Origin of the sequence: Streptomyces sp. NPDC057682, from assembly GCF_042799575.1 — a bacterium.
Classification (GTDB): Bacteria; Actinomycetota; Actinomycetes; order Streptomycetales; family Streptomycetaceae; genus Streptomyces.
Window position 1 is genome coordinate 303,091 of the sequence record NZ_JBHVIN010000002.1, and the last position, 12,170, is coordinate 315,260.

Genomic DNA, 12,170 nt, shown 5'->3' on the forward strand with positions numbered 1-12,170 from the left:
GTGTACGCGTCTCCTAATGTGGGCCTGAGTGACTTCCTTCGACTCCTCCCCCACGCTCACCGCCTGGCGCGCCCTGCTCGCCGTCGCGGTCGTGTTCGTGATGCTGGCGACGACCGGCTGGACCGCCGTACGCCACCACCCCACGTCCGAGCCACGCGCCGCCGCCCTCGCTTCCTGGGCCAAGGGGTCGATAGCGGGGCGCCCGCTGCCCTCGCCCGACGCGCCCGCGTACAAGCTGGCCCATTTCTTCGCCACGCTCACCGAGGCCCAGCGCGCCGATCTGGCCCGCGCCTATCCCTTGGTGGTGGGAAATCTGAACGGCGCCCCGGTGACCTTGCGTTACCGGGCGAACCGGCTGGCGATCGCCCAGGCCCGCACCGTCGAGCGCAAGCGCGTGCACGATCCGCGGCTCTCGCCCGACGGCCGCGCCGACGCCTCGCGCCGCGCGGACCGCTTCCGCTCCATGCTCGGCACGGGCCGGCACTTCCTGGCCTTCGACCCCTCGGGCCGCGGGCACGCCGCCGAGGTGCTCGGCGATCTCGAACGGGCCGACCGGGTCTCGGTGATCGTCCCCGGCGTCGACACCAACCTGCTGACCCTGGAGCGCACCGGCGCCAAGACCAACGCGGCCCCCGTCGGCATGGCACGGTCGCTGTACGCGGCGGAGCGTTCCGGCCACCCCGGGGTGCGCACCGCGGTGATCGCCTGGGCCGACTACACGACCCCGGCCGGGATCGGCGTGGACGCGGCCCTGGGCAATCTCGCCGAACGCGGCGCGGTCCGGCTGGAAGCGCTCGTGGACGCCCTGCCCGGGGCGGGCCCCGTCTCGCTGTTCTGCCACAGCTACGGCTCCGTGCTCTGCGGGGTCGCCGCCGACGAACTGCCGGGCCGGGTGACGGACATCGCGGTCGCCGGCAGCCCCGGCATGCGCGTCGACAACGCCGGGGAACTGCACACCCGCGCCCATGTGTGGGCGATGCGGGACCGGGGCGACTGGATCGAGGACGTGCCGAACCTGGAGTTCGGCGGTCTCGGACATGGCGCGGATCCGGTGGACCCGGACTTCGGCGCACGGGTGGCCTCGGCGGGCGGCGCGGTCGGTCACAGCGGCTACTTCGAACCGGGCACGGAGAGCCTCGGCAACTTCGCCGCGATCGGCGCGGGCGCCTACGCGTCCGTGACCTGCGCGGCGGCCGACGGTCCCTGCCACGAACAGATTTCCGGCGCCGCACCGGTCTGACGCGCGAACGTCCGCACACGCGCGCCGAGGACGGTGCACTCCGAGGGGGGACGGGACGGGCACGTGCCGCATACGATGAGGCACATGGGTGATGTGCTGGCCGGAATTCATGCCACCTGGGAGTTCGACGCCGACTCCGTGCTCATCCGCTTCGAACGGGGAATCCGCACGCCGAGGCTCTTCCAGAGCCTCCGGGAGCGCCGTGTCCCGCACACGGCGCTGTCGTCGGTGACGCTGACCCCGGGCAAGCGGGGCACGGTGGTGCTGCGCGCCGTCCCGAGACCCGGCGCCGACCCACTGCTGGAGGCCGCGGCCGGCCAGCTGAAGGACGGCTGCGACCCCTACCGTCTGGTGCTCCCCGCGGAGCGCGAGACCCTCGCCGAGTACTACGCGGACGAGCTGCGGTCCCGGCTCTGCGCCGAGGCGGACGAACCGGCGGACCGCTTCCTGGTGGCCGCGCCCCCGGCCCCGATGCAGTTCAAGGCGTACGACGGACGGGCCAGTTTCGACGGGGACCGGATCTCGTTCCGCTGGTTCTGGACGGGGGCGTCCTCGGAGAAGTGGAAGGCCGGCGACCAGACGTTTCCGGTCGCCGAACTGAGCGGCGTCGAATGGCGTTCGCCCGAGGCCTTCGAGGGCTATCTGCGGCTGCTGCCGCGTGCCGCGGAGCCCGCTCCGGGGGCGGAGACGGCCCCGGGGTCCCTGCCTCGCGCGCTGCCCGGACCGGGGCACGCCGCCCGTGCCGACCAGGACCCGGCGGCGGTGATCTTCGGCCTCGGCTACGGGCCGGTGCACGAGTCGCTGCCGTTCGCCGCGGCCGTGCTGGAGTCCGTCCGCCGCAGGCAGCCCGCGCCGGTGGCGTCCCCGGCCGCGCTGTCCGCCGCGGGCCGCCGCGATCCCGCGGACATCGCGGAACGCATCCGCCACCTCGGGGAACTGCACGAGGCGGGGCTGGTGACGGACGACGAGTTCAGCGCGAAGAAGGCGCAGTTGCTCGCGGAGCTGTGAGACCCGGGTACGGCGCAGCTGCTCGCGGAGCTGTGAGACCCCGGGTACGGCGCAGCTGCTCGCGGAGCTGTGAGACCCCGGGTACGGCGCAGCTGCTCGCGGAGCTGTGAGACCCCGGGTACGGCGCGGCTGCTCGCGGTCCGTGCGCTCCGTGCGGGACGCGGTTGCCCGCGGCGCTGTGAGACCCGGGTACGAGGCGGAACCCGCTACCCCGGTATGACGCCGGGGGACGGCCGTGCTGCCTACCCTGGGCGGGCCATGCCGACTCCCTCCGCGCCCCCGCCGCCTCCGCACCCGCCCGCCGACGGCCTGTTCAGCGCCGCGCGCCGCAATCTGACCGCGCTCGGCAGGGCGCTGGCCCGTCCCTCCCATCCGCCGACGCCTCCGCTGGCCGGTGCCCGGCAACGGTGGAAGCGGGCCGTTCCGTACGTCGTGGTGGTGGCGCTCGGGGCGGTGCTCATCCCGATCACGAGCGTCGACCTCGCGAACCAGTACGCGCTGAACGGGGGCCTCGTGGCCCTGCTCACGCTCGCGCAGGCCGGCCCGCTGCTGATGCTGGCGCACCGGCCGCTCCAGGCCTGGTGGATCGTCTTCCCGGCGCAGATCGTGGGCGCGCTGCTGGTGCTCGGCCGGGAGGAGGGGCAGGGCGCGGCCTGGCCGTGGACGCCGCCGGGCGTCATCACGTACCTCTTCGTGCTGCTGGCGCTGGGCCTGCGCGAGCAGCGGCGGGCGCTGATCGCGGTGTGGCTGGCGACGGCGGCGGCGGGGTTCGGCCTCTATCTGACCGCCTCCACCCACGGCAGCGACAACTCGATCCTGGTCCTCGTGCTGAGCGCCATCGTGCTGGTGATAGGCGCGGCGATCCGCGAACGCGGGGACGCGCAGCGGCTGCTGGCCGAGCAGGAGACGATCAGCGAGGGGGAGCGCGCCCGGCGCACGCTGCTGGAGGAGCGGACGAGGATCGCTCGGGAACTGCACGACGTCGTCGCCCACCACATGTCCGTGATCACGGTGCAGGCCGACTCGGCGCCGTACCGGCTGAGCGGGGTCGGGGACGAGGTCCGGGAGGAGTTCGCGTCGATCGCCGCGAGCGCGCGGGAATCCCTCGCGGAGATGCGGCGGCTGCTGGTGGTGCTGCGCAGTGACGGTACGGAGGGCGAGCGGGCGCCGCAGCCGGGGCTGGACCGCTTGCAGCAGCTGGTGGAGGCGACGGTGCGGTCCGGGCTTCCGGTGGAGCTGTCGCTGCCCGCCGGGCTCGGGAACGTCCCGCAGACCGTGGACCTGTCCGCGTACCGCATCGTGCAGGAGGGGCTGGCGAACGTGGTGCGGCACGCGCCGGGCGCCCGGACCCGGGTCGCGGTGAGTTCGGACGGGGCGCATCTGACGGTGCTGGTGGTCAACGGGCCGCCGGAGCGCACCGGTTCGACGCGCGCCCCGGTGGAGACGAGCGGCACCGGGCACGGGCTGGTCGGCATGCGCGAACGCGTACGGTTGACCGGCGGCACGCTGGACACCGGCCCACTGCCGGACGGCGGCTTCCGGGTGGCCGCCCGGCTGCCGCTGCCCCCGGCGACCGCACCCGCGTCCGCACCGTCTGCTCCGCCCGCATCACCCGCATCACCCGCCCCGCCCGTGCCGCCCGCCCTTCCGGAGGACCCCCCGTGACCATCCGCGTGATCATCGTCGACGACCAGGCCATGGTCCGCGCGGGGTTCGCGGCGCTGCTGGCGGCGCAGGCGGACATCGACGTGGTCGGTGAGGCCCCGGACGGGCGCCAGGGCGTCGAGGTCAGCCGCCGCACCCACCCCGACGTGGTCCTGATGGACGTGCGGATGCCGGAGATGGACGGCCTGGCGGCGGCGCGCGAGCTGCTGAACCCGCCGGTGGGCGTGGAGCACACGCCGAGGGTGCTGATGCTGACCACCTTCGACGTGGACGACTACGTGTACGAGGCGCTGCGCGCCGGCGCGTCCGGCTTCCTCCTGAAGGACGCGCCCCCGGCCGACCTGATCTCGGCGGTCCGCGTGGTGGCCTCCGGCGACGCGCTCCTGGCCCCGTCGGTGACCCGCCGGCTGATCGCGGACTTCGCGAAGCAGCGCCCGTCCGGGGCGACCGGCGGCGGCGCCGCGCTGCGGCTGAACGGGCTGACCCCGCGCGAGACGGAGGTCCTCGAACTGATCGCGCGCGGGCTGTCGAACCAGGAGATCGCGGGCCGGCTGGTGCTGGCCGAGCAGACCGTGAAGACCCATATCGGCCGGGTGCTGGCCAAGCTGGACCTGCGCGACCGCGCGCAGGCGGTGATCTTCGCGTACGAGGCGGGGCTCGTGGTGCCGGGCGAGGCGTGAGCGGGCCCCCCGCGCGTTCCCGTGCGCCGGGCTCGTACCGTTCGCGCGCCCGCGCCCGGGGGATTTCCCCCCGTACACCCCCTACCCAGGTATCACGTCCGGGTTGGCGCCCCGGTGTGACGCCCTCGCACCCGTCCTCTTCCTACCTTCCTTCCCGTCACGCCGGACGGCGTGCGGGAGCCGGCCGGGCCGGGGACGGAGGGAAGACGGATGCGCCGTTACGCGAGGACCCTGGTGGCGGTCGCCCTGGCGACGACCGTGGTGACCGGAACCGCCGGATGGGCGTCGGGGAACAGCCAGAGCCCGCTGACCGGCCCCCCGCCGGGCACCGCCTCCTGGCGGACCGATCAGGTGCTGGGGCAGCGGCTGCCCGACCCGGAGCGGGACACGCCCGCCCAAGTGGCGCGGTTTTTCGCGGGGTTGAGCGAGGAGGAACGGGAGACCCTGGCCGTGCGGCATCCGCTCGTCGTCGGCAATCTCGACGGCGCCCCGGTCGCCCTGCGCTACCGGGCCAACGCGCTGGCCCTGCGGGAGAGCGACGATCCCCGGTACGCCGGACTGGCCGCCGGCCCCGGGCGGCAGATCCTCGCCTTCGACCCGAGGGGGCGCGGCCAGGTCGCCGAGGTCTTCGGTGATCTGGAGACGGCGGACCGGGTGTCGGTCGTGGTGCCCGGTTCGGACATCGACGCGGGGACCTTCGACCGTACGGACGATGTGTACGGGACCCCGGCCGGGATGGCCCGGTCGCTGTACGCCCGGACCGGTCCGGGCAGTGCGGTGATCGCCTGGGCCGGCTACACCACCCCGGTGGGCCTGGGGCTGGACGCGGCGACCGGTTCGCTGGCCGAGGCGGGAGCCGACCGGCTGACCCGCTTCACGGACGGGCTGACGGCCGCCGGACTGCCCGAGCCGGTGGTGTTCTGCCACAGCTACGGCTCGGTCGTCTGCGGTCTGGCCGCCTCCCGGCTGCACGCCACGGACCTGGTGGTCCTCGGCTCGCCCGGGATGCGCGCGAAGAACGTCGCCGCGCTGCACACGGGGGCGCGGGTGTGGGCGGCGAAGGACCCCACCGACTGGATCGACCACGTGCCGAACATCGAGTTCGCCGGTCTCGGCCACGGCCCGGACCCGACGTCCGACGGATTCGGCGCCCGCCGGGTCCCGGCCGGGGACGCCCGGGGCCACACCGGGTACTTCGCGCCCGGGACCGAGTCGCTGACGGCCTTCGCGGAGATCGCGGAGGGGACGTACGGATAGGGGCGCACGGGCGTAACGGGGCTACCGGCAGGGGCGTACCAGCAGGAAGGGACACGCGCGGAGGGCTCGGGCCGAGCCCTCCGCGCGCGGAGGACGTGTGCTCCTCGTACGCCTTCCGGAACCGGGCGTTGACCGCCCTACTCGCGCGCGGAGGACGTGTTGCTCATGTCCGGGTAGCGGTCGCCCGCCACCTTGTCCGCGAGGGGTTCCAGCAGGGCCAGTTCCCCGTCGGTGAGCGTCAGCCTCGTCGCGGCGGTGTTCTCCAGGAGCCGGGAGCTCTTCCGCGTGCCGGGGATCGGGACGACGGACAGTCCGTGGACCTGCGCCCGCTGCTGCACCCAGGCGAGGGCCACCTGTGCGGGGCTCGCCCCGTGGGCGGCGGCGATGGTGCGGACGGGCTCCAGGAGCGCGGCGTTGGTGCGCGCGTTGTCGCCGTTGAAGCGCGGCTGGGAGCGGCGGAAGTCGCCCGCGCCCAGCTCCTTGCCGGCATCGGTGAAGGAGCCGGTCAGGAAGCCGCGCCCGAGGGGCGAGTACGGCACGACGGTGACGCCCAGTTCGACGGCGGCGGGTACGGCGCTGCGTTCGGCGTCCCGGGTGAAGAGCGACCACTCGGACTGGAGGGCGGCGATGGGGTGGACGGCGTGGGCCTCGCGCAGTTCGGCACCGGTGACCTCGCTGAGCCCGAGCTGCCGGACCTTGCCCTCGCGGACCAGCTCGGCCATGGCGCCGACGGACTCGGCGAAGGGGACGGCCGGATCACGCCGGTGCATGTAGTAGAGGTCGATGACGTCGGTGTTCAGCCGGCGGAGGCTGTTCTCGACGGCCCGGCGGAGGTACGCGCGGTCGTTGCGCACGCCCCGGTAGGCCGGGTCGTCGTCGCGGCGCTCGATGGCGAACTTGGTGGCGAGGACGATCTCGTCGCGGTGCGCCGCGACGAACGGCGCGAGGAAGGTCTCGTTGGCGCCGCTGCCGTAGATGTCGGCGGTGTCGAAGAGCGTGACGCCCGCGGCGAGGGCCGTCTCCAGCGTCTCGCGGGCGGCCGCCTCGTCGGTGTCCCCGTAGAACTCGCTCATGCCCATGCAGCCGAGCCCCTGGACGCCCACCTGCGGACCGTCCGTGCCGAGCTGCGTGGTCGCGATCTTCTGGTCGGTCATCAGGCACAGGGCCTTTCCGGCGCCCGTCGGGCGCCTGCGTAGAACTCGATCTTGTGGTCGAGGACGGCGAGGGTGTCCTGGAGCTCCGCGATCCGCGTGCGGACGTCGCGACGGGTCGCCTCCAGCAGCTCCTGCCGCTCCTCGAAGGTGTGCTCGCCCTCGCGGATCAGTTCCGCGTACCGGACCATGTCGGCGACCGGCATCCCGGTCAGCCGCAGTTTGCCGACGAAGGACAGCCAGTCCAGATCGCGGTTGGTGAAGCGGCGCTGCCCGGTGTGCGAGCGGTCGACGGTGGACATCAGCCCGATCCGCTCGTACCAGCGCAGGGTGTGGGCGGTCAGCCCGGTGAAGGCGGCCACCTCGCTGATGGTGTAGCGGTCCTGGCCCTCGGGCCGGGGGTGCGCCCTGGGCGGCGCCGCGCACAGGTCCGTCCTCGTCGAAGCCGTCCCGGCCCTCGTCTCCGTCTCCGTCTCCATCACCGTCATGACCACCACGCTAAATCCTTCGAGTGCACTCGAAGCAAGCGGATTCGGAGGCGGCTTTCGGCCATCGGCAGGGAACTGCATTCAGGCCCTACCCTCGTAGGCATGCAGAGTCTGGCACTGATCGAGAACTGGCCCGTCCCCACCGCGGCGGCGGCCGTCGTCCGAGCGGACGGGACGGTCGTCGGTACGCACGGCCCGACCGCGCACCGCTTCCCGCTGGCCTCCGTGACCAAGCCGCTGGCCGCGTACGCCGCGCTGGTCGCGTACGAGGAGGGCGCGGTCGAGCTGGACGAACCGGCGGGTCCCGAGGGCTCCACGGTCCGCCACCTCCTCGCCCACACCAGCGGCCTCGCCTTCGACGAGCACCGGGTGACGGCCCCGCCCGGCACCCGGCGGCTGTACTCGAACGCCGGCTTCGAGGTTCTGGGCGACCACATCGCCAAGGCGACGGACATCCCCTTCGCCGAATACCTGCGCCAGGCCGTCCTCGAACCCCTCGGCATGACCGCCACGACGCTCGACGGCTCCCCCGCCCGCGACGGCGTCTCCACCGTGGACGACCTGGTCCGCTTCGCCGCGGAGATCCAGGCCCCGAGGCTCCTCGACCCGCGCACGGTCCTGGAGGCCCAGACCGTCGTCCACCCCGGCCTCAAGGGCGTCCTCCCCGGCTACGGCCACCAGAACCCCAACGACTGGGGCCTCGGCTTCGAGATCCGCGCCCACAAGTCCCCCCACTGGACCGGCACCCGCTCCTCCCCCGCCACCTTCGGCCACTTCGGCCAGTCCGGCACCTTCCTCTGGATCGACCCCACCGCCGACGCGGCCTGCGTCGCCCTCACGGACCGGGCCTTCGGCCCGTGGGCGGCCGAGGTGTGGACCCCGTTCACGGACGCGGTGCTGGCGGAGCTGGCGTCCTCGTAACTCCTCCGGCCGGTCCGGCGGCGGTCAGGCACTCGAACCACACGGTCTTCCCGCCGCCGTCCGGGCGCGGCTCCACGCCCCACTTGTCGGCGACGGCGTCCAGGAGCAGCAGCCCGCGCCCGTCCTCGGCCAGTTCGTCCGCCTCCACGATCACCGGCAACCGCGGGCACGCGTCCGCCACTTCGACACGGATACCGGCGCCGCCGGGCAGCCGGAAGACGAAGGTCTGGCACCGCCGCCCCGGCACGTGCCGCACCACGTTGGCGATCAACTCGGTCAGCGCGAGCCCGGCCGCGTCGACCAGTTCCGGCATCCCCCAGCCCTTGAGGTAGAGCCACAGGATGCGGCGCAGATGGCGGGCGGAGTGCGCTCCCATGGCGAACTCGGCGCGGTAGACGGGTTCTTCGTGGCCCTCGGACTCAACGTCCGGGTCAGTTACGTGATTCATGTCACCATCCTGCGAGCGGATGACTACGCTCGGCTACGTACGGAACCGAACGCCGCAAGGCGTTGCACACCGGAGGTCCGCCGTGGCCAACATCCAGACGCTCGATCCCTTCGCCTCTCCCCTGGACTACTACGGCTCGGAATTACGCCGTATCCGCGAGGCCCACCACCTCAACCAGACCCAGCTGGGCCAGGTGATCTTCTGTTCCGGCTCCCTCATCGGCCAGGTCGAGACGACGAAGAAGGTCCCCACCCGCGACTTCTCGGAACGCGTTGACGCGGCACTGGGGACGGACGGGCACTTCTCACGGTTGGTGGGGTTGGTTCTGCGGAGCCAGTTGCCCACGTGGTTCCTGGCGTACGCGGATCTTGAGGCCAAGGCGACCTACATCTCCACGTATCAGGCGCAGTTGATCTACGGGCTGCTCCAGACCGAGGAGTACGCAAGAGCTGTACTGGCCACGGGGCTGCCCGACGATCTGGACGCTCTGGTAGCCGCTCGTATGGAGCGCCAGCGCATTCTGGAGCGCGACCGGCCGCCGTTGATCTGGGTCATCCTGGACGAGGCCGTACTGTACCGGCCGATCGGTGGCCACAAGGTCATGCGAGCCCAACTCCAGCGACTGTTGGACGAGGGCGCGAAGCGGTGGATGCGAATTCAGATTCTTCCCTTTGCGGCAGGCCAACACGCGAGCCTGGCGGGATCGTTCAACATGCTCCGCTTTGACGACGATCCGGACCTCGTGTACACCGAAGACCTCATCGCGGGTCATATGACCGCCAACCCAGACACGATCAGGGAGGGCGCGCTCCGATACGCTCAACTGCAGGCAGCGGCCCTCTCCGTGGAGGAGTCGGCGGCTCTGATCGCCCGCGTGATGAAGGAGCGTTATGGAGATCCGTCCCTACCTGACAAGCGCGCAGTGGCGTAAATCCAGCTACAGCGGAAACACTGGTGGCGACTGCGTCGAATGCACCGTCACCGGCGGCGCCACGTGGCGTACGTCCTCGTACAGCGGCAGCACCGGCGGCGAATGCGTCGAAGCCGCCCCCGGCGCCTGCGCCACCGTCCCGGTCCGCGACAGCAAGCTTCCGGACAGCCCGGTGATCGTGGTCGGGGCGGACGCCTGGCGCGGGTTCGTGAGCGGGCTGCGCGGGGAGTGAGGCGGGGCGGTCCGGGGCCGAGCCCCGGACCGGGCGGGACATCGCTGGGGACCCGGGTCCCCGTCGGCCCTCGTCATGCCACGGCACCGCGCAGGGCCGCGAGGCGGTAGTCGCGGGGCGTGGTGCCGTACGCGTGGCGGAACGTCCGGCTGAAGGCGGTCGCGCTGGTGAAGCCCCAGCGGGCGGCGATGGACTGGATGGGCTGCCGGCGGAGATCGGGGCGGGCGAGATCGGCGCGGCAGCCCTCCAGCCGACGGCGGCGGATGGTCGCCGCGACGCCCTCCGGCTCGTCGTGGAACAGCGCGTGCAGGGACCTGAGCGACAGGTGATGGCGGGCGGCCACCGTCCTGGGGGTCAGGTCGGGATCACCGAGGTGGTGATCGATGAAGGCCCTGATCTGCCGGAGCAGGGCCTGGGCGCGCAGTTCGGCGGTCGGCTCCACCGGAGAGCCGAGTTGTCCGGCCAGCGTGGTGGCGGCGATGTCCACGGCCATCTCGCCGAGCCCGTTCAACTGGTCGGAAGTGCAGTCCGGTCCACTGTCGGCCAGGTCCGTCAGGAACCCGGCGAGGATGGCGGCGAGGCCCGTGCCGCTGCGGATGGGGCGGGCCAGGAGCCGTTCGACCCGCTGCGACGGGAGCGGCAGCCGCGCCTTCGGGATCTGGAGCACGAGGACGTCGACGTCCCGGCCGTCCGTCCCCGAGCCGGACTCGTACGGGCGGGAGGTGTCCCACAACGTCATTCCTCCGGGCCCGAGTTCGGCCCTGCCATCCTCCTGCCCGAACCAGGCCGTCCCCCCGGCCACCAGCGCAAGCTGATACTGCTCCGGATCCCCCTTGCGTATCAGCGCCGGAGTCCTCCGCGAGCGCAGCGGCCCGTAGCTGAACCGTGCCAGTCGAGCCCCTCCCAGATCGAGCATTCCGCCCCGAGCGTCGAACCCGCTCGGGTCCTCCGCCCGGAACGCCGTCGGCAGCAGGACGTCGGACACCACCTGCTCGAACCACTCGAACCGGTTCCCCGGCGCCGCCTCCGCAGCCGTCATCGTCTGCCACACCGTCACAACTCCCCCATCACGGCCGGTCGTTGCCGGAAAGGGTCAGTTTCCGGCCGAATGCAGTCTGAATGATCGGCCAAGATCACGCCAGCGACGCCAGGGAGTGGCGCGCCGTTCCGTGCCCGGTTCCGCCGTGGGCGGACACCACCGGCACCGACACCGGGGCCGGTGCCGTTTCGATCACCAGGGCGGTGGTGGCGGTGGGATGTACACGTACGGCCGCGCGAGGGCTGCCTGGCGCTCCCGCAACGCCTGGCAGAGCCGGTCACCGACCAGATGGATGAAGGCGACCTGAATCATCAGCACGGCCACGAAGGCCGCGATGAGACCGACGACGAGACCGAAGAGCCCGAGTTGATCGGCGAGATCCCCCTCCCCGGAGTCGTTCCCGTCCACGAAGTCCAGCAACGGCTCGAAAGGAAGGAAGCCAATCACCATGTCCATGCCGACCACCAGCAGCGCCGCGAGTGCCAGGGGCCAGAACGTCCGCCACCATGCCCCCCTGGTCAACTGCTGCGCCCGGCCCAGGGCCCGGAGCATGCCCACACCGTCATGGCCCATGACCGACGGAGCGAGCGCATACAGCACCCAGAACCAGACCACCACCGGCGCGAGCGGGGTCAGCATGAGGGGCAGCAGGAAGAGGGACAGCACATAGCCACCGGTCGCGCCGGGAATCCGGCGCACGCTCGCACCCACGAGCCCGCGCACCGTGACCCGCGTCCCGGTCCCGTTCAACTGCGCCAGGGCGGCGGCCAGAGCCGCCACGGTCCCCTGGGTCCCGTAGAAGGCGACGACGAACGGCAGGAGGACGACCAGAACCATATCCAGGAAGAAGTCCGGTTCCACGCCGGTCGCGTCGGGCTCTCCCCGAAGCACGTACATACCGACGACGGTGGCGACGGTCAGCAGGAAGATCGTCAGCTCCGCAAGCAACAGTGCTGCCAGAAGCTGCCCCAGCGACCGGAACAGCACCCGGAAGGCATCGCCGAAGACCGTCCCCGCGCTCGGGAACGGAGGCGGGAGCGGCCGAAGAGGCGGAGGGGGCGGAGGAAAGGGCGGGCCCATTCCCGTATAGGGCCACGGACCTGACATCGC

General features: G+C 72.4%; 13 protein-coding genes. 8 read left to right on the plus strand and 5 right to left on the minus strand.

Going from position 1 to position 12,170, the window contains the following annotated elements:
* The first annotated feature begins 28 nt into the window (after positions 1 to 28).
* The 5 genes from ACFVDM_RS04100 to ACFVDM_RS04120 all read left to right on the plus strand — a co-directional run bounded on the left by ACFVDM_RS04100 (position 29) and on the right by ACFVDM_RS04120 (position 5,850).
* Complete coding sequence (locus ACFVDM_RS04100) at positions 29 to 1,240, plus strand: alpha/beta hydrolase (RefSeq protein WP_383632841.1); 1,212 nt, start codon at positions 29 to 31, stop codon at positions 1,238 to 1,240.
* Positions 1,241 to 1,324: 84 nt separating this feature from the next.
* Positions 1,325 to 2,248, plus strand: a complete 924-nt coding sequence (locus tag ACFVDM_RS04105; RefSeq protein WP_383632844.1) for a DUF4429 domain-containing protein — start codon at positions 1,325 to 1,327, stop codon at positions 2,246 to 2,248.
* A 258-nt stretch (positions 2,249 to 2,506) separates the two neighbouring features.
* Entirely contained in the window at positions 2,507 to 3,913 is a 1,407-nt protein-coding gene (locus tag ACFVDM_RS04110) for a sensor histidine kinase (protein WP_383632847.1), read from the plus strand.
* Positions 3,910 to 4,593, plus strand: coding sequence for a response regulator (locus tag ACFVDM_RS04115; protein ID WP_383632850.1), 684 nt, complete (start codon positions 3,910 to 3,912; stop codon positions 4,591 to 4,593). The genes ACFVDM_RS04110 and ACFVDM_RS04115 overlap by 4 nt, the downstream gene beginning before the upstream one ends.
* Before the next feature lie 210 nt (positions 4,594 to 4,803).
* Complete coding sequence (locus tag ACFVDM_RS04120; RefSeq protein ID WP_383632852.1) at positions 4,804 to 5,850, plus strand: alpha/beta hydrolase; 1,047 nt, start codon at positions 4,804 to 4,806, stop codon at positions 5,848 to 5,850.
* A gap of 137 nt (positions 5,851 to 5,987) precedes the next feature.
* On the opposite strand, the gene ACFVDM_RS04125 is transcribed toward ACFVDM_RS04120, so the two are convergent.
* Both ACFVDM_RS04125 and ACFVDM_RS04130 read right to left on the minus strand, forming a co-directional pair.
* On the minus strand, positions 5,988 to 7,004 hold the full coding sequence (locus tag ACFVDM_RS04125; RefSeq protein WP_383632855.1) for an aldo/keto reductase: 1,017 nt from the start codon (positions 7,002 to 7,004) through the stop codon (positions 5,988 to 5,990).
* Positions 7,004 to 7,489, minus strand: coding sequence for a MerR family transcriptional regulator (locus ACFVDM_RS04130; RefSeq protein ID WP_383633535.1), 486 nt, complete (start codon positions 7,487 to 7,489; stop codon positions 7,004 to 7,006). Before ACFVDM_RS04130 ends, ACFVDM_RS04125 begins: the two co-directional genes overlap by 1 nt.
* Before the next feature lie 102 nt (positions 7,490 to 7,591).
* Between ACFVDM_RS04130 and ACFVDM_RS04135 the strand changes: the two genes are divergently transcribed.
* Positions 7,592 to 8,410: a serine hydrolase domain-containing protein gene (locus tag ACFVDM_RS04135; protein ID WP_383632858.1), complete on the plus strand. Its 819-nt coding sequence runs from the start codon at positions 7,592 to 7,594 to the stop codon at positions 8,408 to 8,410.
* On the opposite strand, the gene ACFVDM_RS04140 is transcribed toward ACFVDM_RS04135, so the two are convergent.
* Positions 8,373 to 8,858 carry an ATP-binding protein gene (locus ACFVDM_RS04140; RefSeq protein WP_383632861.1) on the minus strand — a complete coding sequence of 162 codons (486 nt, stop codon included), beginning with the start codon at positions 8,856 to 8,858 and terminating at the stop codon, positions 8,373 to 8,375. The genes ACFVDM_RS04135 and ACFVDM_RS04140 overlap by 38 nt on opposite strands.
* Before the next feature lie 82 nt (positions 8,859 to 8,940).
* On the opposite strand from ACFVDM_RS04140, the gene ACFVDM_RS04145 reads away from it, so the two are divergent.
* The gene (locus ACFVDM_RS04145) at positions 8,941 to 9,789 is read left to right on the plus strand and encodes a Scr1 family TA system antitoxin-like transcriptional regulator (RefSeq protein ID WP_383632864.1); all 849 of its coding nucleotides are present in this window, start codon (positions 8,941 to 8,943) and stop codon (positions 9,787 to 9,789) included.
* Positions 9,749 to 10,021, plus strand: a complete 273-nt coding sequence (locus ACFVDM_RS04150) for a DUF397 domain-containing protein (RefSeq protein ID WP_383632867.1) — start codon at positions 9,749 to 9,751, stop codon at positions 10,019 to 10,021. Before ACFVDM_RS04145 ends, ACFVDM_RS04150 begins: the two co-directional genes overlap by 41 nt.
* A 73-nt stretch (positions 10,022 to 10,094) precedes the next feature.
* On the opposite strand, the gene ACFVDM_RS04155 is transcribed toward ACFVDM_RS04150, so the two are convergent.
* Positions 10,095 to 11,060, minus strand: a complete 966-nt coding sequence (locus ACFVDM_RS04155) for a helix-turn-helix domain-containing protein (RefSeq protein ID WP_383632870.1) — start codon at positions 11,058 to 11,060, stop codon at positions 10,095 to 10,097.
* A 192-nt stretch (positions 11,061 to 11,252) separates the two neighbouring features.
* Positions 11,253 to 12,047 carry a hypothetical protein gene (locus tag ACFVDM_RS04160; protein ID WP_383632873.1) on the minus strand — a complete coding sequence of 265 codons (795 nt, stop codon included), beginning with the start codon at positions 12,045 to 12,047 and terminating at the stop codon, positions 11,253 to 11,255.
* Positions 12,048 to 12,170 lie beyond the last annotated feature (123 nt).